This window comes from Rhizobium mayense, from assembly GCF_030272705.1.
GTDB lineage: Bacteria > Pseudomonadota > Alphaproteobacteria > Rhizobiales > Rhizobiaceae > Rhizobium > Rhizobium mayense.
In genome coordinates this window covers 317,476-340,564 of record NZ_JARFYM010000010.1, presented here as the reverse complement: position 1 = coordinate 340,564, position 23,089 = coordinate 317,476, and the positions used below count along the sequence as shown (strand labels likewise).

General features: G+C 60.3%; 20 protein-coding genes, 1 tRNA gene and 1 pseudogene. 9 read left to right on the top strand and 13 right to left on the bottom strand.

Annotated elements, in window-relative coordinates; genetic code table 11:
* Positions 1-22 precede the first annotated feature (22 nt).
* From PY649_RS15610 to PY649_RS15600, 3 genes are all read left to right on the top strand, one after another.
* Positions 23-99: transfer RNA gene (locus PY649_RS15610), tRNA-Met, on the top strand.
* Positions 100-172: 73 nt separating this feature from the next.
* A complete protein-coding gene (locus PY649_RS15605; RefSeq protein WP_285869410.1) occupies positions 173-367 on the top strand; it encodes a hypothetical protein in 195 nt (64 codons plus the stop codon).
* 18 nt (positions 368-385) lie between these two features.
* On the top strand, positions 386-625 hold the full coding sequence (locus tag PY649_RS15600; protein WP_285869409.1) for a hypothetical protein: 240 nt from the start codon (positions 386-388) through the stop codon (positions 623-625).
* 225 nt (positions 626-850) lie between these two features.
* On the opposite strand, the pseudogene PY649_RS15595 reads toward PY649_RS15600, so the two are convergent.
* The 4 genes and pseudogenes from PY649_RS15595 to PY649_RS15580 all read right to left on the bottom strand — a co-directional run.
* Positions 851-1,906: pseudogene (locus PY649_RS15595) on the bottom strand (recombinase family protein); the annotation flags it as partial.
* Between the two features lie 74 nt (positions 1,907-1,980).
* On the bottom strand, positions 1,981-2,796 hold the full coding sequence (locus PY649_RS15590) for a recombinase family protein (RefSeq protein ID WP_285869407.1): 816 nt from the start codon (positions 2,794-2,796) through the stop codon (positions 1,981-1,983).
* 165 nt (positions 2,797-2,961) lie between these two features.
* A complete protein-coding gene (locus tag PY649_RS15585; protein ID WP_285869406.1) occupies positions 2,962-3,450 on the bottom strand; it encodes a hypothetical protein in 489 nt (162 codons plus the stop codon).
* A gap of 560 nt (positions 3,451-4,010) precedes the next feature.
* A complete protein-coding gene (locus PY649_RS15580; RefSeq protein ID WP_285869404.1) occupies positions 4,011-4,337 on the bottom strand; it encodes a hypothetical protein in 327 nt (108 codons plus the stop codon).
* 627 nt (positions 4,338-4,964) lie between these two features.
* Between PY649_RS15580 and PY649_RS15575 the strand changes: the two genes are divergently transcribed.
* From PY649_RS15575 to PY649_RS15555, 5 genes are all read left to right on the top strand, one after another.
* Positions 4,965-6,200: a hypothetical protein gene (locus tag PY649_RS15575; RefSeq protein WP_285869403.1), complete on the top strand. Its 1,236-nt coding sequence runs from the start codon at positions 4,965-4,967 to the stop codon at positions 6,198-6,200.
* 333 nt (positions 6,201-6,533) lie between these two features.
* On the top strand, positions 6,534-7,619 hold the full coding sequence (locus PY649_RS15570) for a hypothetical protein (RefSeq protein ID WP_285869402.1): 1,086 nt from the start codon (positions 6,534-6,536) through the stop codon (positions 7,617-7,619).
* A gap of 90 nt (positions 7,620-7,709) precedes the next feature.
* A complete protein-coding gene (locus PY649_RS15565) occupies positions 7,710-8,081 on the top strand; it encodes a hypothetical protein (RefSeq protein WP_285869401.1) in 372 nt (123 codons plus the stop codon).
* The gene (locus tag PY649_RS15560; RefSeq protein WP_285869399.1) at positions 8,074-10,107 is read left to right on the top strand and encodes an AAA family ATPase; all 2,034 of its coding nucleotides are present in this window, start codon (positions 8,074-8,076) and stop codon (positions 10,105-10,107) included. Before PY649_RS15565 ends, PY649_RS15560 begins: the two co-directional genes overlap by 8 nt.
* Complete coding sequence (locus PY649_RS15555; RefSeq protein WP_285869398.1) at positions 10,104-10,925, top strand: ATP-dependent metallopeptidase FtsH/Yme1/Tma family protein; 822 nt, start codon at positions 10,104-10,106, stop codon at positions 10,923-10,925. Before PY649_RS15560 ends, PY649_RS15555 begins: the two co-directional genes overlap by 4 nt.
* 185 nt (positions 10,926-11,110) lie before the next feature.
* Here PY649_RS15555 and PY649_RS15550 read toward each other — a convergent pair whose 3' ends face one another.
* Genes PY649_RS15550 through PY649_RS15535 form a run of 4 tightly spaced genes read right to left on the bottom strand, consistent with a single transcriptional unit; the run spans position 11,111 to position 14,848 of the window.
* Positions 11,111-11,761 carry a PIN domain-containing protein gene (locus PY649_RS15550; protein WP_285869397.1) on the bottom strand — a complete coding sequence of 217 codons (651 nt, stop codon included), beginning with the start codon at positions 11,759-11,761 and terminating at the stop codon, positions 11,111-11,113.
* Positions 11,736-12,926 carry an XRE family transcriptional regulator gene (locus PY649_RS15545; protein ID WP_285869396.1) on the bottom strand — a complete coding sequence of 397 codons (1,191 nt, stop codon included), beginning with the start codon at positions 12,924-12,926 and terminating at the stop codon, positions 11,736-11,738. Before PY649_RS15545 ends, PY649_RS15550 begins: the two co-directional genes overlap by 26 nt.
* Positions 12,910-14,301, bottom strand: coding sequence for an adenine nucleotide alpha hydrolase family protein (locus tag PY649_RS15540; RefSeq protein WP_285869395.1), 1,392 nt, complete (start codon positions 14,299-14,301; stop codon positions 12,910-12,912). The genes PY649_RS15545 and PY649_RS15540 overlap by 17 nt, the downstream gene beginning before the upstream one ends.
* Positions 14,285-14,848: a hypothetical protein gene (locus PY649_RS15535; RefSeq protein WP_285869394.1), complete on the bottom strand. Its 564-nt coding sequence runs from the start codon at positions 14,846-14,848 to the stop codon at positions 14,285-14,287. Before PY649_RS15535 ends, PY649_RS15540 begins: the two co-directional genes overlap by 17 nt.
* A gap of 186 nt (positions 14,849-15,034) precedes the next feature.
* Between PY649_RS15535 and PY649_RS15530 the strand changes: the two genes are divergently transcribed.
* Positions 15,035-15,496: a hypothetical protein gene (locus PY649_RS15530; RefSeq protein WP_285869393.1), complete on the top strand. Its 462-nt coding sequence runs from the start codon at positions 15,035-15,037 to the stop codon at positions 15,494-15,496.
* A 241-nt stretch (positions 15,497-15,737) separates the two neighbouring features.
* On the opposite strand, the gene PY649_RS15525 is transcribed toward PY649_RS15530, so the two are convergent.
* The 5 genes from PY649_RS15525 to PY649_RS15505 form a co-directional block, all read right to left on the bottom strand.
* Positions 15,738-16,406, bottom strand: coding sequence for a TetR/AcrR family transcriptional regulator (locus PY649_RS15525; protein ID WP_285869392.1), 669 nt, complete (start codon positions 16,404-16,406; stop codon positions 15,738-15,740).
* A 71-nt stretch (positions 16,407-16,477) separates the two neighbouring features.
* Positions 16,478-17,761, bottom strand: a complete 1,284-nt coding sequence (locus PY649_RS15520; RefSeq protein WP_285869391.1) for an alpha/beta hydrolase — start codon at positions 17,759-17,761, stop codon at positions 16,478-16,480.
* A 1-nt stretch (position 17,762) separates the two neighbouring features.
* Positions 17,763-20,816 (bottom strand): efflux RND transporter permease subunit, encoded by a 3,054-nt coding sequence (locus PY649_RS15515; protein ID WP_285869390.1) that lies wholly within the window; start codon positions 20,814-20,816, stop codon positions 17,763-17,765.
* Complete coding sequence (locus tag PY649_RS15510; RefSeq protein ID WP_285869389.1) at positions 20,813-21,910, bottom strand: efflux RND transporter periplasmic adaptor subunit; 1,098 nt, start codon at positions 21,908-21,910, stop codon at positions 20,813-20,815. The genes PY649_RS15515 and PY649_RS15510 overlap by 4 nt, the downstream gene beginning before the upstream one ends.
* 1 nt (position 21,911) lies before the next feature.
* Complete coding sequence (locus PY649_RS15505; protein ID WP_285869388.1) at positions 21,912-22,976, bottom strand: efflux RND transporter periplasmic adaptor subunit; 1,065 nt, start codon at positions 22,974-22,976, stop codon at positions 21,912-21,914.
* Positions 22,977-23,089 lie beyond the last annotated feature (113 nt).

Here is a 23,089-nt window from a genome sequence, read left to right as displayed (position 1 = left end):
GCAACGCGGTTTACGCTGGTAACGCGGGGTGGAGCAGCCCGGTAGCTCGTCAGGCTCATAACCTGAAGGCCGCAGGTTCAAATCCTGCCCCCGCAACCACCGACGCTTGCAAATTTGCCCATTCAGGGTATTTGCGACGAACTTCCTCCTGATACGAGTCGATGAGCTTCTTTTGTTTCTGCTCCGTATCGATCTCACCAGCTTCCAGCTTCTCGATGAAATCTGCGTGCAATTCGGCAACGAAGCGGCGTTCCATGAAGTCCAGCACGTCCATCTGTGCGAGGATGGAGGAGATCAGGCCGTGGACTTCGAGGGTAGCCGGCTTGTGACCCGGTGTCTTGCCGATCACCACCTTCTGCACCAATGAGCGCACAATCGGCATCACTTGACGCTTGGCATCTTCGTTCTTGCCGCGACGTGCCTGCAGGAAGAAATGGCGCATGCGCAGTTCCGTCTGGGCGGGATCATGACGACGCTTCAACTCTTCGATCCTCGCTCGCATGTCCGGCTCCGATGTGGTGAATGCGGCAATCTCCTTTGCCAATGCGATTCGCTGGACCTCAAGCTGATCAAGAGTATCGTCGAGGGCGGGAAGGGCAGGCCGACCTTGCAAGGCACGGTCTGAAATCTGCTGGATGATGTTCTTCTGCTTGCGGTCCAGTTCGCTCAGGTCGCGCTTCAGCTGTTCGCGCTCAGCTTCCGGACGACGAAGCTTGGCTGTCTCTTCGGCGATGACATTGGCAGACATCGTCTCGAACGCGCCGATCGAAAAGAAGGCAACCGGCAGGCAGTCGAGGACACGTGCCTCTACTTCCTGACGCGTGATCGTTTTGCTGTTGCCGCAGCAGGCGCCGCCTAGCTCGTCGATGGGAAGGCGCTTTTTGCGATTGGTGCAGCTATAGCGGTCCTTGCCCGAGATAGCGTAAGGACCGCCGCATTCGGCGCATTCAAGCAGATGGCTCAAAAGGTATTCCGGGCGATGGGTGGCGTTCAGCCGGTTGCTCCGCCCGAAATCGAACAGCTCGCCGATCTCTTTCTGCCGGTCTTTCACCTTCTGCCAGAGTTCATCGGATACGACGCGCATGGACGGCACGTCCGCCAGCACCCATTCGCTGGCGTCATTCGTGCGGGCGGTTCGGCGCTCGGTATCGGGGTTCTTGCGATAGTTCCGTTTGTTCCAAACCATGCGGCCGATATAGCTCTCGTTGTTGAGGATGCCGGTACCGCGGCTCACATGGCCGCGGATGGCCGTGTCGCGCCACTTCCGCCCACGGGGGCCGGGGATACCTTCCTTGTTCAAGAGCTGTGCAATGTCGCGCGGCGACATGCCGTCGGCATAGAGATCGAAGACGCGCCTTACGACCCCGGCCTTCTCAGGATCGATCTCTCGCAAGCCCTTGACGCGGTCGCCGTTCGCGTCACGCTGCTGGGACAGCATGTAGCCGTAGGCGAGGCAGGTCGAGGCCTTGCCCTTGCTCACCGCGGTCTTCATCCCCTCGCGCGTCCGGTAGCGGATCTGCTCGACCAGTTCGTGGCTGAGGGCGGCGCGCAGGGCCATTTCCAAGTCGGTGACCGGCGTGCCGGCATGGACGGTCCAGATGTCGGCGTCGCGATAGCGAAGCTCCTTGAGGATCTTCGCACTGTGCTCAATGTCGCGTGACAGGCGATCGACCGTGACGCAGAGCACGACATCGACGCGTTCGCGCTTCACATGCGCCATCAGGCGCTGGATGCCGGGACGGAGCTGGTAGCTGGTCCCGCTGATGGCGGCGTCGGAATAGGTCTCAACCAGCGTCCAGCCCTGTCTTTTGACAAAGGCTTCGCCGAGTTCGATCTGCGTTTCGATCGACACCTCGTGCTGGCGGTCGGTGGAGTAACGGGCGTAAAAGAGGACGGTCTTCGTCATCGGCTTCATTCCATGTCTATGAGCGGAGGTGTGAAGGCGGGCCGGTTTCGCCGGCCGGCTTGCATTGGGCCGGTCTAATTCTGTTGCTGACGATGTGGCATCGCGAATACGGATTTTACTGCGATTGCGCGTTGACGTTCCGTCACGCGTTCCCAGAGCTCATCGCTCACAATGCGAAGCGCTGGTGCGTTCCCACCAACATAGATTGGGTCGTTAAGAATGCCGGTCTGGCGGTGGCCGTCGCCGCGGATGGTTGCGTCACGCCAACGCCGGTCGTTCGGCCCTACAACGTTCTCGGCGTTGAGAGAGTCGGCAATTTTTGCCGGCGACGTCCCGTTGGCGTACATCTCGAAAATGCGCCGGACGATGTTTGCGGCCGCCTGATCGATCACTTTGAAGCCCACGATTTGCTGGCCGTATGCGTCACGCGCAACCGAATAGCGGTAGCCGAAGGGAGAGTGCAGCAGTCTTTCGGTTTCGCGTAGATCGACGGGGATCGTGTCGAGGAAGTTCCTTCGGTCTTCGAGAAAGAAGGTGTGGAGGTTCGTGCCGGTAATGCGCATCCCGGTGTCAGCCTCCCAAAGTTCGATGCCTTTCGGGCGGAGAACGTCCAGGAGGCGGCTGGCCACGCGAAGGCGTGAACACAGTCGATCCAGAGTGTGGCAAAGGATGACGCCGATCTCTTCGCACTCGAGGAGGGCGAACAGTTTCTGAACGCCGGGTTGGGCCATGAAAACGACCTCTCCGATGTCAGTGTCTGTATAGGTCTTCGCGTGGCGCCAGGCTTTCTTCTCGATGAACTGCTTGCCGTAGTAGAGCTGTGTTTCGAGGGAGGCGGCGGTCCGGTCATCGACGGCGTGGCGGGCGTAGAGCAGGACATTTTTTGGCATTGGATATGTTCCGTTCAAGCGGGATAATGTTGGACATGGTAGCAACTGCCGCGGGGCTTGGGAGCCCCGGGGAAAACCGCCAAGCCGTCATGGCGCAGCGGCACCTTGTGTAGGGGCGCAGAATCTCCGCCGCGATTAGCAGCCCATCGCAGCGGTATGCTGCGGCTAGTGCATGGCCAGCCGGGCGGAGAGGTGATGCGAGGCGGATTCGATCTGCGCGATGAAGACGCCGGCCAGATGGTTCAGCGTACCGGAGGCGTCCTGTCCGGTCTTGCGGATCAGGTTGCTGGCGCGGATCGCGTCGCGGATGCGCATGCATCCGACCGCCGTTGCAAAACCCAAGGCCGTGGCGGCGTGGTTTGCCGCGTCACGCGAGCGGATCTCGAAGTTGATGCAATAGCCACCACTCCGGCTACGCTTCGGCTTCGGCTTCTTGTAGGACATCGCGAAGCGGTCCGCGTCGACAGTCAGATGGATCGGCCTGGCCAGAATATAGCAGCCGTCCTCAATCCTGCCAGGTGCGCTCGAGAGCGCATTGAGCAGGCGATCGAGCGTGTGCTGATTCTTGCGGATGAACGCCAGAATCTCCTGGCGGTCTTCCTCAGAACCGATCAGCGTGAAGGCTTCGTGCTGCGGGGAGGGGGTATTCGACATGGGATCTCCTTTTACCCGTTAACCCTCGTCGTCGTCGACGAAGGTCAGCGTGGAGATCCATGAGATTGAGACGGCCATACCGCTCAGATACGCGAGCGGCAACCTTCGCTTTACGCAACGGGACAACGCCAGACATGCAATCGATTGCGAGCATTCGGTCATCTCCCTTCTGTTGCGGGCGTGGCCCCAAGGTTGAACATGTGGGCGCCAAGCAGACGCCGATATGCGGCACCCCGGATGGGTGAGCACATCTGTTATCAGTCCGCCTACACGCATTACGAATTTAATTCAATTACTAATTGTAAGCGCGGTTAGCGTCAGTTTAAAGGGTGGGTCTGGGTGTCCCAAAACGAGAAACGGTCTGGCTCTGCCCAGGCGCTGGGCAAGCAAGATCGCTTCTCCGATCGCTCACTTATTCTCGAAAATTCCGATTCAGAATCGAACGGCGTTTTAAGAAGTAACGGGGGGAGGAGACAACAAGCAGCAAACGGCGTCAGGCGTTCCATCGGCAGCATCGGATCAGGATGGGCGGAGCCGGCAGGACAGATCCGCGGCGCCGATCAGCCGTCCCGATCGGCATCGTCGGAGTAGAGCAGGTGCACCTTCCTGCGGAACGGCCAGATGCCCGTCCGATACTTGGCGACGAGTTCATCGAATACCTGATCGGACGCCTGCTCATCAAAACCCTGTTCGACCAGCATCATCACAACGCGCTCATGGAACTCGTCCAAGTCCTCGAACACACCCTTCGCCGCCTTGCTCGAGATCGTCACGAACAGCGCCGTCCTCGCGACGTCGTCCCGGTCCGGCCGCCTGGCCTTCCGGTTGGCCTCGCGCAGCTTCTGCTGCCGATCCCGCTGCTTGTCATTGCGTTTGTCGTCGGACATTCCCGCCATTGCCAATCCCTCGCCATGCCTGCACAACGCCTGCCAGTTCGCGTCCCGCGCGGCAACGCCGTTTGCAGCAGAATCGGAAATATCGGTTTAAGAATCGTTGGCGCACGGATCGGAATCGAATGAGCGCAATTTGAGATGAGTTGCGGGCACGTTGAAACACATCGAGATGAGTTGCGTGGCTGCAAACGGCGTTCGTGAATCGTATCGCTGAAGTCCGGAATCGGAAATCCGCAAGCTGGAATCAAATGAGCGCAATTTGTCTCAACGTGCGGGCAAATCGAGATGACGCGTTTTTACGTTCCCGGCAAGTCGGAATGACTGGCAGACGACAGAGGACAGCCAAGCGGCTCGATACGGAGACCGAGGGCGGAAATATGGCGTCTAATGCCGATGGATCGGCGGCAAGTAAGGCGTGTAGTAACAAAATTCTCCAAGGGCGATATTAGGGGGTTGTGACCGTCTGCAGGAAGAAGCTAAGGTATTAATTGATGTAAAACAATGAGATATACATTAATGTCATTTTGAGGGCGATTTGCACTTACTCGTTTTGCGTGCGATAATACCTTTACTCGATGGGTTGTTCATCGGGTTGTTTGTATCTCGTACACGGAGAATATTATGAGCAAAGCTCGCAGCACTACCGCTTCCGCTTCCGCTACCGCCTCTTCCCTCTATGACGCACTTGAGATCGATGCCTCCGCGCGCGACCGCCTTGAGCGCACCGCATCCTTCATCTCGGATCTTGGACGGAGGTCGACGGAGCAGACCTTCGAACTCGGCGATCACCTTCATTCGGCATCCGAAGTGCTGGCCGAAGGCATCTTCGACACGTGGGTGAAGAAGCGTTGCGGTCTTTCGCCGCGCAGCGCCCGAAACTACCGGTCCGTGTTCCGCAATCTGTCCTCTTATAGGGACGCACTCGTCGATCTGTCGGTCGGCTCGACGGTCTTGTTCCATCTGAGTTCGGCTCAGCCGGAACAGATCGATGAGGCCATCGCGTTTGCGGAAGAACAGGGGCGGCTTACGGTGGCGGATGTAAAAGCCATTCTGGTCGATGGCTCGGAGCAGGACAGCCAATCGGAAGCCGATCCCTTCTCGGTCGGCGGCATCGACGGCCTGAAGGCTCTGATCGCGGCGAAGAACAGGGATGGCCTTAAATCCTATACCGCGCATATCGACATGATCCGGCACGATGTCGAGGTCGCTCTTGCTGGCAAGCGCGTGTTCAAGGAGATGCTGGGCAGGGAGATCCAGGACCTCGCCCGCGTCGCGCAGCAGGAACTGGCGAGCCTTGCGCGCTTCGTCGAACCGGAAATCGCGGGAGGCTACTATCCGAATGCGACCGTTTTTGCGAAAGGAAGCCATTGGGCTGAGGTTGATGCCTTGCTTTACAAGCTGGGCAGCGTCGATCACTGGCCGAAGTCCGCCGAGATGCGCAACTGGCTCTCAGACACGGTGCTGCCAGTTCTGGAGTGGGCAACCTCGAAGCGGAGGAACCCGGAGTGGTCAGTCGGTCGTGCGGCGACGGCGGCTGACAATCGTGTGGCCCCGGACGAAGCGGCGGACAAGCTCAGCCCAGTTACTCCCGAACAGCCGCAGGAACCCGTCGATACTTCAGTCTCTGAGGCAGTGAAGCGTATGGATACCGCGCTCAATGCCGCGACCGGCGGCTTTATTAGGGTCGCCAAGGAGGTGGCCGTAGAGCGCAAGCAGCTTGCCGACGTTCCGCCGCTCTCGCCCGAGGCTGATGCCGCGCCGGAAAAGGGCTTCAAACGACCGGCTTTCCTCGATCGCGCTAAAGCGTCCGCCGACGGCGCCGATGAGGCTGCTCCGGCATCCGCCAGCATGCCGTGATGCCGATCCTGCTGGCGGGCAGGCCGAACGGCCGTCCGATTGAAACCCAAAGGGCCGCGCGACGGCCCTTTTTATATCTGGCCGACACGGAAGCCTCAACGGGAAGGCCGGGCAAGTTCGCCCATCCGCATGCCGGCGGCGCCAGGGCGTTGTGAGCCCATCGTTAACCTTGTACCGGCTTCGTTCTCTTTTTTGTTATCCGGGTCCTTGAGCCCGCCCTCGGGTCCTGCCAGGTTAGGGATGTTCGGATGACCGAACACAAAGCGGCCCAAGCCGATGTTGGCGCATCGACAAGGGCCTGACCCTCAGCCTTCTCGTAAAAGGAATCGGGCTATGACCACGTTTACCTCCGCTATCCCCAATGGGGAAGTTCTTCGTTCCACCATCGCCGCCTCCGCCGCGATCACCGCCACCACCCGCCGCACGTTCGGCTTCGGTGACCGGGCAACCATGGCCGAGTTGCCGGCGCTGCGCCGCCACCCCCATCTCGTCCGTTTCCGCGATGTCGAAGCCGATCTCGATCTGCTGATCGATCGCGCCATTGCGGCGATCGCCGACGGCGAACCGGTCAAGGACGAGATCCTCGGCCACTACGTCAACATCGCCTCGCTGGTTCGTGCGGTGTCCTTCCGGGAAGGCAAGCTACTGGAGCAGGCGGTCGAGCGTCTGGCCAAGGCCAACCCCAGCGTCATCGTCCTGACGCAGTCGCTGAAGCTGCCGCTGGTCAAGGCGGCACTTGAAGCCGTCTCCGGAAACGACTGGACCCAGCTCGACGGGATCAAGCTTGACTGCGAGGCACCGGCGAAGGGGAGCTATACACCCGACCTGATCGTGGTGAATCGCGCGCGCCACACCGCCTACATCCTCGACCTCAAGCGTTCGCTTGCCTCCTACGGCGACACCAGCCGTCTCGAGGAGTTGAAATTGAAGATGATGGCCGGAGCGATGGTCCTGCCCGACTGGCTCTACAAGCACCACAAACGCCTGATGGTCGATACGGTCGAGGTCGCGATCGTCGATGGTGCCAGCCGCCCGAGTGATCATGCCACCGGCATCTGGGCGCTGTCCGAAATCGATGATCTTCTCGAGATCGACGGTGTCGCCATGTGCATGGCCGAATTGCGTGCCCGCTTCGGCCGTCGTGTCCGGCAGCTTCTCGAGACCGAAGCGCGCAAGGCGCTCGACGTCATGGGCATGTCGGCGACGGAAGCCGCTACCGCTGTTGCTGCCGATCCTCTCGGCAAGGCGCCGATCCGCCTGAATGGACCGAGCGTCAGCTATGAAGAGCAGCAGGCGGCTCTCTGGCAGGAGGAAGACGACGGCGCCGATGACCTCGCCTGCTTCGCCGAGGCGGAGGACGACGAGCCTGAGCCTGTCCGCATCCGCGTCGGCTTCGCGCGTCGCCCCGCGGCGCACTGAGCGCTGGCTGCGGCGATAGCCGCAGCTCCCCTCACCATTCTGTCTTCTTATGAGCGCCGGACCTCTTTGCGGTCTGGCCAAGGAGCTGCCATGTCTTTCGACACACGTCCGCCATCGCGCTTTCGCCGCGAGGCCGCTTCCACTTCGATCCATCCCGCAACTCGCTGGCAGCGCGTTGATCAAAGCGATGCCATGATCGCGACCGACCTCCCGCCGATCGAGAACCTCACCAACGATCCCGCCATCCTGATCGGACTGGCATTGAGCTATTCCCGCCAGAGCGGGACGCTTGGAAATGCCATTCCGGACATTATCCTATCCCGACTGCGCGTCCATGCCGATCATGGTGACCCGGCGTGCCAACTGTTGATCGACTGGCTCGATCTTTGGAGCGGCAAGCCCGTTCGCGGTCCCAAAACGGCAATTATTGCCGCTGAAACCGGAGGCCGGTCCGATGGATAGGATCTCCCTCTTCTTCATCCGCCGCCTGCATCATCTCGCCCGCCGCGAAGCGCGCCGGAATGCAGCGCTTCACGGCCTCCTCGGATCGTGGACCAGTGAAGAGGGCGTCCATACGTTGCGGCTTTACGGTCCGGCCTTTGATACAGCGGCGCTCACCGGCGATCTTCAGCGCGATCTCGACTGGTTCCGGAGCCGCTTTGGCGCTGATCTCATCCGGCCGCCCGTGTCTGCTGGTCCGGGTGCGGGCTTCGGGACGAACGCCGATATCACGGCCGCGACCACGGCAATGCGATCGACGGCCACGTTCGTACCCGTTCGGCGGAGGAGCAGCCGGAGGGGACATGAGGCCACACCGGAAATTGGCCTCGACCGTCGCTCCTACGCGATCCGGCTGGTCGGCATGGCGGCGGAGCCGCCGCTGGTCAGCCATGTCGTGGCCGCCTTGGTGCTGGCCCGCGCTATCGGCAAGGGCACAAAGTCGTTGCGCGACATCGTTCGGGCGATCACGCATGCGACACCGGTCGTGACGCTGCATGCGCCGCTTGCCGGCTTCGAGCGGGAGGTCTCGCGGCTGCTTGAAAAGTCCCGTTTCGTTCCCGGTGGTCCGTTCGGGATCGTGGATGGGGACTACACGTTCAACGACGATTACCTCGACGCGCAGGACGGAGAGACCCGCAGGCGTGTTGTCGAATTCCGGGGCGGGAGCATACATCGGGTGACCGGCGCCGTCCTGCGGCGACGGATGCTCGGCGCATTCGCCCGCGACCTGCCCATCGTCGCGATCGCCGAGAAGCGATCGGACATTCCCGCCTTGCTTCAGATCACGGCCGACGTGTCGCTGGAGACCGGGCAGCTCGACCGGTCCTTCGTCCGCGATGTGGTCGAGGCGCTCTATCCGGACGCGGCGATCGGCGACATCGACCTGCCCGCGGATTCGGATGCGCGCTGGCTGTCGCTGGAAGATGTGATCCTTGCCTTCCGGCCGGGACGGGATCTTGCCAATGCGCTCTCCGTCCTTGCCCGGCTCGCCCGGCGCAATCGTGATGACTTCGAGGACGAAGAGGAAGGCGGCGATGGGAATGCCGCCGCATCCGCGCCGAAGGCATCGGACAAGAAGAAACCTGCGACGTCCTCCGAGACCTCGACACCGGCATCATCAGACAGCGACAGCGGTGGGCGCTGGAAAAAGGACAAGCCGTCGGGGGCCGAGATCGTTCAGCCGGATCCCCCGATTGAGCCCGGGCCTCGATCATCGTCCGGCGATGACGGAGCGAAACGGGCAAAGCCGCCGCTGACCGTCGAGATCTTGTCCGGCTACGGGAAGGCCCGCGACTGGGCGCTCGACCTGAAGGCGGACCTCGCCGGTTACTATGCGGGCAAGCTCGACTGGTCGGACATGAGCAGCAGGCTGCTGCTTTATGGTCCGCCGGGCACCGGCAAGACGACCTTCGCGCGAGCGCTGTGCAACAGCCTGCAAATCCCGCTGGTCGTGACGTCGGTCTCGACCTGGCTTCAGGGCGGCCATCTGAACGATGTCGTCGACAAGATGGTCAAAACATTCGCCGAGGCGAAGGCGATCGCGCCCTCGATCCTGTTCATCGACGAGTTCGACGGGATCGGTAAGCGTCAGCCGGCGGAGCGGGAACATGCCGATTATTGGAACACTGTTGTAAACAAGGCGCTCGAACTGCTGGACGGCGCTGTGAAGAGCGAGGGTGTCATTATCGTCGGGGCAACCAACCGGCCCGATGACATCGACGAGGCTCTCAAGCGGTCGGGACGGCTTGAGACGCATATCGAGATCCCGAAACCGGACAAGACGGCGCTCGTGGACATCCTCGCCCATCATCTCGGTGACGATGTTGAAGCCTTGCTCTTCAAGGCATCCGATATGCTGAATACCCAAGGCCCGCCCGGGAATCAGGTGCCTCCGCTGAGTGATGATCCCACGGTGTCGGAGCCACAACAGGCCGCTATGCCGGATCTGGCCGAAGATGCAGTGAAACGGAAAGGAGCTGGCCGATGACCGCGACCCCAAGGAATACGACGAACGATGCAACAGTGGTCTACGCGGAATCCCGTCCGGCCCAGGCTGTCCTTGACCGTCTGGCAACACGAGCGATGGGCCTGAGCGGCGCGGATGTCGAGCGAATCGTGCGCCAGGCACGCCTCAAGGCGCGACGGGAAAAACGGCCGATTCGCTATGAGGATCTCGAGGAAGGCATCCGGCTTGATCGGCCGCCGGTCCCCTACGATCTTCGCTGGCGCTTTGCCGTCCATGAGGCCGGCCACGCGGTCGTCCACCATGCCCTCGGTCTCGGGCCGATCCATGGTCTCAACATCGATACCGGGCAGGGCGGCTACAATCTCCTTGGCTTCCATCCATCGGGGACCGATACCCCTCAGTGGTACGAAAACATGCTCGCCATGATGATGGCCGGACGGGCCGCCGAGGCCCTCGTCCTCAAGCGCATCTCGGGCGGCTCCGGCGGGACCGACAACAGCGATCTGGCCCGAGCGACCAGGATCGCCTTCGACATGGAGCGCACCCTCGGGTTAGGCGCCGAGCATCCACTGCTCTATCGTCCGCACCCCAGTCCAGGCGAGGTCTTCGATCGTGATCTGGAGCTGGCCGCTCGCGTCCATGCAAGGCTGGAGGCCGCTCTGGACCGGGCGAGGGCGATCCTCACGGAGCGCAGGGATGTGTTCAATGGGTTGATCAGGGCATTGTTCGATGCGCAGGCTCTCGATGAGCAGGCAGTCGTCCGAATCCTGACGAGGAGTGACCTGCAAACGGAGGCTGACAGTCGCGCTGCAGATGAGCCAAGCAGGAGGGAAGGATGAGTGTCCGCTAAAAGTTCATTGATCGAGCCTCAATCCAGACTGGAGTTTCTCGACGAGAAAATCAAGGAACACACGGGTTCTGCAGGCATTGCGATGGTTCTGGCGGAGAGTATCACCGCCGGGGGAAGGTGGAGGCGCTCACGGAACTGCGGGCCTGACACCCAAAGCATATCGTGTCGTGCGAACTAAAAAAGCAAGGGATTCAACTGCTCACGTTGCTGCTCATCTTTGCTCAAGAATAGATGCCGGTATCCCGGTAAACAGGCGCACTGTCTGGCACGATCATCGCCAATGATGCTGACGACGTCGGGCGTGCTCTCTGGGGGAATACGCATGCGCCCGTCACGCAGCGCCAAAAAGAGGGCATGCACGGAAAGATCAGCCCCTAAGCTGGCTGTCGTCTTCGGGTGAGACAGCAAGTCGAGCGACCATGCCGGCTCGATCCCGATGATCTCCTTGGCACGGTTGCGGCCTCGTCGCTCGTCGATTACCGGGATAAGGCCTCGCCCCCTACTAATTGCGATCGTCGCGGCCTCACCGTCATCAAGGGATGACGCTGCTGAAGTGAGCTCGAAGAACACTTCGAACTCCTCCTCCGACAGATCGACCAGCGTGATGTGTCCAGCCGCCGAGAGTGCTTGTACGAACGCCTTCTCGCCGTTTCGGCGGCTCGTCTCGTGATCAAGCTCGCCGGCGACGATGTGCGAGACAACAATCCGATTGGGGATCGCAGCGAGAACCTCGACGCCACGCCGACATGCGTGCAGGTTGATCAACACGCTCGTATCAAGTGCCAAAGCGGCGGTCGTGTCACTCAGAATGCTTGAGTAGGTCATCCGTCTCTTTTTCCTCAAGCTCGATCTGATCGACGATTTCTCGCAGCTGAAGCCTGCTGATTTTCAGCAGCTCCGAAAGCTGGCCCTCCGACATCAGCTCGCGCTTCCATGCTGCGTGGGCCATCAGGCTCATTCGATGCGAGATCAGCCGATCTGCATCCGCCTTGCCGGCATCGCGCCGATCGGCTGCGCTGCCAAGCACTTCTCGGGCGTGGTCATCCGTGATACCGCCGTTGTTTTCGAACCAGGACCAGGTTCCCTTTTTTACGAGGCCCAGCTCCTCCAAGCGGAGAACACAGGCCTGGCGGGAGATGCCATACTGGTCGGCGAGGAGGATGACGAGCCGGCGCGTCGTCTTGCCAGTGATCTCCTTGAGCTGGCGGAAGCTCTCGCCAAAACTATCCGCCGGCGTCACGAAGGCGCGGCCGAAAGAATTTGCATAACGCTCATCCCGCGAGAGAAATTTCTCGTCTTCCTCCAGAACCTCCGGCATACGCCGCGTCCCGTAGAAATGCCCGGTTTCGTGTGCGGCGGTCTGAACTCGTCGAGGAAGCGGATGGTTCGCATTGAGCAGAATGCACGCACCGACGTTGTCGTCGTAGGTGAAGAGACCTGCGACCCGTGAACGCGAGGACAGGCGCCGCTGGTAGAGGCGAATTCCGAGCCCGTGCTCTATGACGGAGAAGATATCGGCAATAGGACCCGACCCTAACCCGAGCCAGTCTCGAAGCTCGCTCGCATGGGCCTCACCCAACATTGCTGCGTCGCCTTCGTTTAGGCCTCGCTCAGGCGGGTAGTTATGCCGGCGGTGGATCCCGAGAATATTTTCCAGTTCGACGTCGGCCTTGATCAGCTCATTGAACAGCCGGATGGCCTCAAGCGTATGTTCATCCTCCGTCTCCCGAAGCTTACGAAATCGTGGCACGAGATCCGTATGAACAGCCTCGCGACGCAATAGCGCGTTGACCGATACGCCATAGTGGCGGGCCAAAGTCTGAATCTCCTGGATCCGTACTCGTCGTGCACCCTTTTCGATCGAGACAAGGGTAGGGCGTGAGACGCCAATGAATTGTGCGGCGTCGTCTTGGCGAACATCGGCATTTTCGCGGGCAATCCGGAGCCGGCGGCCGATTTCCTGCGCGCTCAGCTCATTTAAAGCGGTCATGGCGACCTCCGTCCAGCCAGCTTTTTAGGAAGCTTCCGTCACCTTGTGCGGACAAAAATGCCCGCCATTCTTTGGCATGCGTCATCAACATCAGTCTCAAGTTTCGAAGGGTCTGCTCATAAGCCTCACCAGTCGCCGCCGCAATCTGCGAGGCAAAGGTGCGCAATGCTGTATCGGGCAGCTCAGCCATCTCGGCAAGATGTTGAAGATGGCGCGCTCCAACACTCCCATACTCGATCATGATATCGCGATCGGCATCTGCTGCGATTTTCGAAAGGGCTGCCTCAATTTCAACGGCAGCGAGATCCGCGATAACATAGGTGTCTTCGGGCTCGACGACTTCCGCTGCGTAGAGGCTCATCCGGCGCAAAAGGCACGCCGCGCAGAGCCCGCATTGCCGGCGGCGCTCAGCATTGACGATTCTGCGCGTTTGCCAGCAGGAGCGGGTGTGAACCAGGTGCTCCTTCTTTTTACCGGGCAATCCGAGGAATGCGGTCAGGGTCTCCCCTTTCGTGGACCACAGCCGTGGTTGCTCGAACCTGATGCTGGCCCCGAAAAGGGCGCGCGTGAACCGCTCCATTTTCCTGAAAAACGTTGGGAAATTTCGGTAGTCGGTATAGATATTGTAAAGCGGCACGAGCACCGGCCCGAGGGCGCCTTGGCCACTTTCGGGAACCACGATCCTGGTGATATTCGACAGATGCGAGGCGATCGTCGCTATAGCCGCAAACTGAAACCCGCGTGATCGGAAGCTGCTCTCCTTGCTCTTAAAGCCCTTCACCCTGAAAGGGATCTGCGTGAAGTAGCTGTCACCATCCATCCTGCGCTGTTTGGTGCCTGCAACGCGAATACACAACGCCTCGGCAGGAGCTCCGCTGAGCGCCGAGACCGCGCGGGAATCCAATCCGTTGCTGTAGGCAATTGCGAAGGTCTTGGCCTGATCAAAGACGAGCGGTATCTGCTGAGATCCGATCGGCGAGCGATTGGTGGCTTTGACAAACGTGAATTGCCAACTGTCGCCGGTAAGAAAGTTCATCGCACTGCGGAGCGTCGATTGAACTTCCGGCCTTGACCAGGAATCGTAGTCGATGACGGGGACGGTAACGTGCAGTTTACGCAGCCACGACGTCGGCCGCTTCCAACGACGATCGGCAAATTCGATAGCGGCCGCCACGACCATCAAGTCGTAGTGCTTTGCAGCAAAGCCCTTCACATCGAAGGTATCGAGAATATCCGGGACGAACCGGATATGTTTGCCAATCTCGGCGAACACGAGATTATCCGACGTGGGACCGCCGGCGCGCTGACCTTTTTCAAGGGCGAGGAGGTGCTTTTCTTGATGGATGTCCGGGCCGGTTTCAGTCATCTGGTCCATCATTCACGTCCTTGCGCGCGGTCCGGCGGAACGCGTTTTTGTTGCCGTTCTCGAGCGCCGCACAAACGCTACCGACGTCTATGGCGGCGAAGGTTTCTCGGTTTCGCTGTAGCCCTTTCGAAAAGTCCGACCGGCCCATGTCGCCGACATCGCGCGCTCGGATACATTCTTCGTCTATGCGGTTCTTCGCGTTCGCGAGGATTTCATCTACGGCTTGCTCAAGAGCCAAATCGAGTGACTTCCGTTCAGGCATTCCTTCCCTCAGGTTGCACAGAAGGTTTCGCTCCAACGCGTCACCCAGCGTCGACCGTTCATTGTTGTCAAAGATCGTTTCGGTAGCCGCGGCGGAATCGAGATCCATCTGGTCACGCGAGGCGCGAGCGTCGAGCTCGCTGTAGGGCCGATCGAAGGCTTTGATGTCGCCGAGAACGCTGTGGCAGGCCTGTTTGACGCGCTCGTCCTGAGAGACTGCGTCGCTGACGAGGTCCTGCCCATACTTCTTCCATCTGTTGGTCAATGCAGAATTTCGGAATGGTCCGTCCGTCATCGTCGCCTCCAACGTTTGCAATATCTCCTCATAATCTGACAAAGTCAATATATAAGATAAAAAACCTGACATTATGGCGTTGCAGCTTGAAGTCGCAGACTGCGATGGGCATTTCAGGCGAGATTAGCTTTTCGCTTCGCTATCAACTGCTTGCGCCGCTTGTGTTCTGCTAGGAGGAATTTCAAAATGTGGACAGAGGTCAGTTTTGGTAAGTGGAGAGACAAAGGCAAAACGCTGCCGCAAGTTTTGGTCGCGGATCCCGACTGGTTCTTTTGGGCTCTGGATGAAGGTGCATTTAAAGGAGCGCTTGCGACGCAGGCACAGAAGCTGGCGCGTCGGGCCCGAGCTATAAAACTACCGTCAGCGCTAGCGGGCACGCATTGCGTCCAACACGGAATCTCGCACGATGGCAAATATGCGCATTTCGACCTTATTGAATCAGAACGAGGACCGCATCGTGGTTCAAGCACCGAAGTGCGTCGATCCACCCTTAATATGGAGTTCCCACGTGGGATCAAGCAGTACGACAAGCTCGGGTGCAAGCAACTAATGAGATGCTCCAAACATCACTGGTTTGAAGGAAAGCCTTTGAGCAAGGCAAAAGTAGAAGCGTTTTTTGATGATGACGCGAACTTTGAAAATCCGTAGACCTCGGACACAGCTGAGCGTCTCAAATGATTGAGGAGACTGAGAAATTTAAGGCGAACGACGTCTGCAACAGCGGGGTAGTCGGTTCATATCCCCTCAAGAGCTTCATCGGTAGGTTCACTTCCGGCCCAATGCAGGTATAGTGGATTACATGGCGAGCGGCTGCATTGCTCTCATGGAAGTCCTTCCTAAGGTGCCGGATTGCCAAAGCTACGCGCCGCGAGCCACGACCCCATCGGCCCTAGTCGTCGGCGGTCCGATACGCCTGATATCCTTTCGCACGATCTCTTTCGCGATACTTCGCTTTCCGAGTCAATGCTGCGATTGCAAATAATGCGAGTTCAGAAGCCGAAGCTTCACATCGGCTCGACGGCAACGCCTCGACTATTCTGGGGTCTAAGAGGACACTGATCGAGACGCAGAAGCAGGCGGCGGCGACCTCAATCTTTGGTGTTGCGAACTCCTTTGTGGCGACGCCAGCAAGTATGAGCTCGGCTACGGCAGCCTCGAGCCTTTTCAAATGCTGCTTGTACGATGGCCAATTGGCCTCGGCGGCCAGAGCCATGAGCTTGAACATCTGGGGGTCGTTGTCACGTGCCTGCAGCACCAGTCGGTGCTGTTCCAACGTCGTGTTTTTCAAACGCCCTGTTGTACTGGTCGGCCCGTTTGCGGCGGAGGGGGTAAAGCACAAACGGGTCTCGAAGAAGCTCGCCGCCACGGCATCCAGTATGGCGGCCTTAGAAGGGAAGACGTTGTACACGCTTGCCGGCGACTTTCCGATCAGTCGGGCAATATCCGCTACGTTTGTTTTTAATGGTCCGTATTGCCGGCACACAATGGTGGCGGCTTCGACAATCCGGGATCTCTCATCTGCGCGCGGCTGAATGCGGGCGATTACGTGACTTTCCATTTGCAAGTCCTCTGGACGTACGGTGGCGGGCCAACCGGCGGGTTCTCATCACAGAAGCCCGCCACGAAAGCTCAATACGAGATCTGCCCGTCGACGATCTTGCCATCGTCGGAGGAGAGTTCTCGCTTCAGGATTTCTCGCGCCTCCGGGCTGATGACCGCGACTGGAGCGGCAACGGCCACGCGCGCTGCCGAGCCGGCAAAATTGGCGGCTGTCATCCCGATCTCATCGGCAAAGCTTGCCTTTCCGCCCTCGAGGCTCTGCCCTGCCAGCCGCCGCCCAAGCAGGCGCACGATCTCGGGACTGTCGGCAAAGGCATTGTGGCCGAGCGGATCGTTCGTCGCGATGGCACTCGTGTCGATCACGGATACGCCGAGTTGGTCGAGAAGAGGCGCATAGGGTCTCAGATCCGACCCGCCGACGCGGCTGACGCCACCTGACAGCCAGCTCGAGACCTCCAGCGCCTTGTCGCGCGTTGATGTCAAGATCACAAAATGCGGCCGCTTCGGCCCCATCTCTGTGAACTGGCGACGGAATACGTCGATGTCGATGTCCGGCGATGCGAGAACGACGTTCTTCACCTTTGCCGGGATGGATTTCTCGCGCATGGCAACGCCGCGCAACGCCTCGGCGGCAAGCCAGCCGCCCATCGAATGGGCAAGGATCGTCACATCCGAGACGTCGGGACTTTTCACGGCCTGGAGGATCAGATCCTCGAGAGCGCGGCGCGAATAGTTGGCGCTCTCCTTGTCATAGAGGTAGTCGAAGACACGTCCCCTTGATGGCCAGGTGAAGAGGATCGGCGCGGCGTCGGTTCCCGAGTCATGAACGATCTGCGCGAAGCGGAAGACAGCGTCGGCGTAGGTGTTGTTGAAGCCGTGCACAAAAATGACGACCTGATGCTTGCTGTTTCGGTTCTTCCGGTACCAGTCGAAAGCTTGGCCCTCGGATTGCACCTTGGCGACCTGCGTGACCGCAAACTCCTTTTGCGGATTGGGCGGCATGCGGGACGGCCACTGCACCTCTCCGATCTTGCGGTTCCGATCGGGCGGGATGGAAACATCGACGCTATTAAGGGAGATCGCCGTCCCGCGGTCGCCGGTAAAGAGTTTGCCGGGATCGTCGGAAGGCTTGCGTGTCGTGGCGACGAGCATGGTGACATGGCTCGTGCCGGTTGGGGTCACGGCGAGAGGCTTAAGGACATCCTGCACCCGGTTGGCGCAACCCGATGTAACGAGTGACAGGGCAACAAGGACTGCGACGGCTCGGCCCGAGCGGGCAGCGATCGCCTTGGCGAACGCAAACTTGGTGAGGCCCTGGGCAATGCGCCCAGGGAATGAGAGCGATATGGTCATCTCAGTTCTGCTCGACTTCGCGGGGAATGCGGAACCAGGCGACGTAGAGCGCCGGCAGGAAGAGAAGTGTGAGCGCCGTGCCGACGACGATCCCGCCCATCATGGCGTAGGCCATCGGCCCCCAGAAAATCTCATGAGAGATCGGGATCAGGGCGAGAGTCGCGGCGGCAGCGGTGAGCATGATCGGCCGCATGCGGTGCTCGGTCGCCTCCACCACCGCCTTCCACGCCGATATTCCCTCCGCGCGCAGTTCCTCGATCTGGACGATCAGGATTACGGAGTTGCGGATGAGAATGCCGACCAGCGCGAGGACGCCGAGGAGTGCGACAAAGCCAAGCGGCGAGTTGCTGGCGAGCAGCGCCACGACGACGCCGATGAGGGCCAACGGGGCAACCGAGAACACCAGGAACAGTCTGTGGAAGCTCTGAAGCTGGATCATCAGGAGCGTCGCCATGATGACGAACATGGCCGGCGCCACCTTGGCAATCGGACCCTGCGACTTGGCGCTCTCCTCGACCGCGCCGCCGACCTGCAGGGAATACCCGGCCGGCATGGTCTTTTCGAAGGCAGAAACCTTGTCGGACAGCGCCTTCACGATCGTCGCCGGCTGCGTCGCATCGCCGATACCGGCCTTGATCGTGATCGTCGGAATTCTGTCGCGCCGCCAGATCGTCGGCTGTTCAAGCTCATAGTGGAAGGTTGCGACCGATGACAGCGGCACGGACTGACCGCTGCTGCTCTGAAGCTGCAGGTCGAGCAGGGTGTCGATCGAGCCGCGCTCCTTTTGCGCGGCACGGCCGATGACATCGACCAGGTAAATGTCGTCCCGGACCTGCGTGATAGCGTTACCCTGCACGACGGTGTTGAGCGCCATTGCGATATCCTGCGACGAGACACCGAGCTGTCGTGCCTTGTCCTGCAGCACGTCTATCTTGACGACACGGGCCGGCTCGTTCCAGTCGAAGGCAATGTTCCTGAGGGAAGGATGGGTGCCGACGATCGAGCCCAGCTTCTGTGCGAGATCGCGCACCGTCTGCAGATTTTCGCCGGACACACGGTACTGGATCGGCTTGCCAACGGGGGGGCCGATGTCCAGAAGCTTCACGTAGGCGTCTGTTCCCGGAAAGGTCTTCTGAAGGTAGGCTTCCATCTGCTGCTTCAACTTGTCGCGAACGTCGAGTCCCTTGGTGACAATAATCGTCTGGCCGAAGGAAACGTCAGCCGGCTGCACGTCGAAGGAAAGAACGAAGCGCGGCGCACCCCTGCCAACATATGTCGACCAATGCTCGACGCCGGGATTATCGGCCAGCATCTCATGCTCGAACTGGGCCATCTGGCGGCTCGTTTCGGCGATCGAACTGTTCTGCGGCAGGTTCCAGTCGACGATCAGTTCCGGACGGTCGGAACTCGGGAAAAACTGCTGTTGCACCATCGACAGGCCGACGACCGATCCGGCGAAAAGAAGAACCGTCGCCACGATCGTCATCCAGCGCCAGCGCAGGCAGAATTGCAGCACGTTCGAAAACACCTTCGCAAACCGACCCTTGTGCTCGGCATGCTTCTTCATCGTCTTCGGCAAAATGGTCACGCCGATCAGCGGCGTGAACACGACCGCGACCACCCACGAAACGACGAGTGAAACCGCAATGACGACAAAGAGGGTGAAGGTGAACTCGCCGGCGTTGCTCTTGTTGAAAGCGACGGGGATGAAGCCCGCGACCGTTACCAGTGTGCCGGTCAACATGGGAAATGCAGTCGATGTGTAGACGTAGGTGGCGGCTTTCGTGAGACTATCGCCCGCTTCCAACCGTGCAACCATCATCTCGACGGCGATCATGGCGTCGTCGACGAGGAGGCCGAGCGCGATGATGAGCGCTCCGAGCGAGATGCGCTGCAACGAGATGCCCGTGTAGAACATCACCATGAAAGTGATGGCGAGCACCAGCGGAATCGCTATTGCCACCACCAGGCCTGCCCTCATCCCGAGGCTGATGAAGCTGATCGCCAAGACGATGGCAACCGCCTCGAACAGGGCCTTGGTGAAGCCTCCGACGGCCTCCTCGACCACCTTAGGTTGGTCGGAGACTTTTTCGACGGAGACGCCGACGGGAAGCTCCCGGACGATGTTACCCATCGTCTTTTCGAGCGTTTCCCCAAACGCGAGCAGGTTGCCCCCCGTCTTCATGCCAATCGCGAGCCCGATGGCTGGCTTTCCGTTGAAGCGGAAGAGTGACGTCGGCGGGTCGACGTAGCCACGGGTGATCGTTGCGACGTCGGTCAGCGGGAAGAAGCGGTCGTTTACCCGAAGATTGATCCCACGCAACGTGTCCTCGGAAATGAACCGTCCGCCGACCCGCAAAGCGACGCGCTCGGGCCCGGTTTCGACAAAGCCGGACTGGGTGACCGCGTTTTGCGCCTGTAGCGTGGCGATGATGGCCGAGCGGTCGATGCCGAGGGCGGCGATCTTGCGGGTGGAGAATTCGAGGTAGATCACCTCGTCCTGCGCCCCGACGATGTCGACCTTGCCGACGTCGGGAATCTTGAGGATCTGCGTTCGGGCATTCTCGGCGAAATCGCGCAGTTCCCTCTGGCTCAATCCGCTGTCGCCCGTAAAGGCAAAGATGTTGCCATAGACGTCGCCGAACTGGTCGTCAAAGAAGGGTCCGACCACGCCTTGGGGAAATTCGTGCTTGATGTCGTCGATCAGGTTGCGGACCCGCGACCATGTGGGCTTTACGTCCCGTGCATTCGTGTCGGGGAGCAAGTCAACGAAGACGATCGTCTGACCGGCTGTCGTGATGCTGCGTGTATGTTCGAGGTTGTCAAGTTCCTGCAACTTCTTTTCGATGCGGTCGGTAACCTGCTGGGTCACCTCTTCGGCAGAAGCGCCGGGCCACTGGGCCTGGATCACCATCGTCTTGATCGTGAAGGATGGATCTTCTTCGCGGCCGAGCCCGAGATAGGCAAAGGCGCCCGCTACTGCGAACATGATCATGAAATACCAGACGAGAGACCGATGCTCGAGCGCCCAGTCCGAAAGATTGAATTTATTCACGGGCGTGGCTCCTGTCCGAGTCTCACTTTCTGTCCATCGGTGAGTTCTTCGACTCCGGCGACGACAATCTCTTCGCCTTCCTTCAGGCCTGCTTGAACCAGGACGGAACGGGGGGCGGACGCCGGACCTTCGAGTTCAACCGGCCTCAGGACGACCTGGGACGTGGCGCGATCTACCACCCATACTTGGCTGGTACCGCCTTCACGGCGAATGGCGGAGAGCGGCAGCGTGATCGCCTGCTTCCTTTCCCCGACAAGCGGCGTCGCAGTGACCACTGCGCCAAGGCGGAAGATGTCCGGCGCCTGATCGATCCCGATCTTCAGCCGATAGGTGCGGGTGTTGGGATCGGCCTGCGGCGCAATCTCGCGGACTACACCAACGGTCTGGATCGTGCTGTCGAGCTGGAGGGCGACGTTGAAGAGGTCGTTCAGGCGAACGCGACTGAACTGCGCTTCCGGCACATCGATGACCACGTCGCGCTGCTCGAGGCGCGCCAGTTTCAAGACTGGTTGGCCGGCCGAGACGGTCTGGCCAATTTCCGCGGAGGTCGCGGTCACGACGCCGTCGAACTCGGCTCTCAGCTCGGCGTAGCCTAGCTGCTCGCGTGCCTTCGCAAGGCTGGCCGTCGCTTTCGCGACATTGGCGACAGCCGATTTGAGTTGCTGGACGGCGAGATCATGATCCGCAATGCTTGCCGCACTGCTCTGCATGAGCTTTCGCTTGCGTATTTCGGTCGTCTCGGCGTTCTCCAACAGCGCCTGGGCGTTGCGGAGGTCGGCTTCGGCGCTATCAACGGCGAGTTGAAGACTGAGGGGATCGATCTCGGCGAGGACATCACCCTTGTGCACCAGGTCGCCGACATCAACCTTGCGAGAGACCATTCGACCGAGCGTGCGAAAAGCCAGGTCGGTCTCGATGCGGGCCCGCACCACGCCGGGCGAGCTTGCCGCTTTGTCCCGTTCGGCCGCTGCCATGACGACTTTGACAGGACGGGGAGCCGTCTCCTCCGCTGCGACGGAGTTCTGATCGCAGCCTGCAAGCTGCGATAGCGACAGAAGAAGCGGGAGAGCGGTGCATATGCGATTGAGTGTCATCTCACTTGCCTTCCCAGGCGACTGCCTGGCCTTCCTTGAGAAATTTTCCACCTTCGGTGACAACCAGGTCTTGAGGGGCGACGCCTCTGGTCACGATGAAATCGCTCTGGCGGTATCGGCCGACGGAAATCTTGCGAAGCGAAACGGTATGGTTTTGGGTGTTGACGAGCCAGACGGCGGGCTCGCCGTCGGCCGATGCTATCGCGGTGTAGGGCAGCACGATTCCGTCGCGCGGCGCGGTGCGCAGCTTGGCCACGACGGGGGTTCCAAGCGGCCATGACGTGCTCTCCTGAAGCCCCACCTTGATCCGGATGGTGCCTGCTTTTGCGTCTATGACCGGCGAGACTTCGCGGATGTTGGTGTGGACGTCTCGCGTGGGGTCCGAAACCGGTGCGACGAGGACGTCGTTCAAAGGACGGCCGTCCAGAAAGAATGCTTCAAAGACATCAAACACCGCATCTCTTGGACCGTCGTGGGCGATCGTGAAGGCCGGTTGCGCCGCTGAGACGACCTGCCCCGCTTCAATGCTGCGCGCCGTGATGATGCCGTCCGCGGCCGCTTTCAACTCGGTGTAGGACAGCGCGTCCTTCGCGGTCGCGAGCGCGGCCTCGGCGGCCTCGAGGGAAGCCTGCGCGCTCAGAAGCTCTTTCTGGGCATCGTCAAAGATTGCCCGCGGGACCGCCTGCGACTGCAGTAGAGACGACGCCCGGTTGAAGGCGAGCGTCTTTTGCGCGAGGACCGCCTGCGCCGACTCCAGTGCTGCGCGGGCGACACTGACGTCGGCCTGTTGCTCCGTGTCGTTGAGCCGGGCCAGGACATCGCCGGCGTGGACATGCGACCCGACGTCGACCTTTCTCTCGAGAACCCTACCGCTGACGCGAAAGGAAAGTTCGGTCTGGACCCTTGCCTTCACCTCGCCGGTGATTTCCGCACCGGGTTGATGCTGCGCGTCCGCGGCCGAGACGACGCGAACCTGCTGCGGCGGCGGAGCCACTTCTGCTTTCTCCTCGCAGGCAGCCAGAACTGCGCAGGCGAGACCAATTCCCAGCATTCGAAAGGACTGCATTTTTTGCTCCGGTACGGTTTGCGAAGAGAGCCGCGTTGTTGATCGACCAGCTTCATCTCATGCTGCCAGGCGCATGCCTGATGTTGACATCGCCCACTTAAAGACTAAAGTGG

Excerpts from the sequence above, each read along its gene's own strand:
- PY649_RS15590 (WP_285869407.1), bottom strand. The coding sequence starts at position 2,796 with ATGCCAAAAAATGTCCTGCTCTACGCCCGCCACGCCGTCGATGACCGG.
- PY649_RS15585 (WP_285869406.1), bottom strand. The coding sequence starts at position 3,450 with ATGTCGAATACCCCCTCCCCGCAGCACGAAGCCTTCACGCTGATCGGT.
- PY649_RS15580 (WP_285869404.1), bottom strand. The coding sequence starts at position 4,337 with ATGTCCGACGACAAACGCAATGACAAGCAGCGGGATCGGCAGCAGAAG.
- PY649_RS15575 (WP_285869403.1), top strand. The coding sequence starts at position 4,965 with ATGAGCAAAGCTCGCAGCACTACCGCTTCCGCTTCCGCTACCGCCTCT.
- PY649_RS15570 (WP_285869402.1), top strand. The coding sequence starts at position 6,534 with ATGACCACGTTTACCTCCGCTATCCCCAATGGGGAAGTTCTTCGTTCC.
- PY649_RS15565 (WP_285869401.1), top strand. The coding sequence starts at position 7,710 with ATGTCTTTCGACACACGTCCGCCATCGCGCTTTCGCCGCGAGGCCGCT.
- PY649_RS15560 (WP_285869399.1), top strand. The coding sequence starts at position 8,074 with ATGGATAGGATCTCCCTCTTCTTCATCCGCCGCCTGCATCATCTCGCC.
- PY649_RS15555 (WP_285869398.1), top strand. The coding sequence starts at position 10,104 with ATGACCGCGACCCCAAGGAATACGACGAACGATGCAACAGTGGTCTAC.
- PY649_RS15550 (WP_285869397.1), bottom strand. The coding sequence starts at position 11,761 with ATGACCTACTCAAGCATTCTGAGTGACACGACCGCCGCTTTGGCACTT.
- PY649_RS15545 (WP_285869396.1), bottom strand. The coding sequence starts at position 12,926 with ATGACCGCTTTAAATGAGCTGAGCGCGCAGGAAATCGGCCGCCGGCTC.
- PY649_RS15540 (WP_285869395.1), bottom strand. The coding sequence starts at position 14,301 with ATGGACCAGATGACTGAAACCGGCCCGGACATCCATCAAGAAAAGCAC.
- PY649_RS15535 (WP_285869394.1), bottom strand. The coding sequence starts at position 14,848 with ATGACGGACGGACCATTCCGAAATTCTGCATTGACCAACAGATGGAAG.
- PY649_RS15530 (WP_285869393.1), top strand. The coding sequence starts at position 15,035 with ATGTGGACAGAGGTCAGTTTTGGTAAGTGGAGAGACAAAGGCAAAACG.
- PY649_RS15525 (WP_285869392.1), bottom strand. The coding sequence starts at position 16,406 with ATGGAAAGTCACGTAATCGCCCGCATTCAGCCGCGCGCAGATGAGAGA.
- PY649_RS15520 (WP_285869391.1), bottom strand. The coding sequence starts at position 17,761 with ATGACCATATCGCTCTCATTCCCTGGGCGCATTGCCCAGGGCCTCACC.
- PY649_RS15510 (WP_285869389.1), bottom strand. The coding sequence starts at position 21,910 with ATGACACTCAATCGCATATGCACCGCTCTCCCGCTTCTTCTGTCGCTA.
- PY649_RS15505 (WP_285869388.1), bottom strand. The coding sequence starts at position 22,976 with ATGCAGTCCTTTCGAATGCTGGGAATTGGTCTCGCCTGCGCAGTTCTG.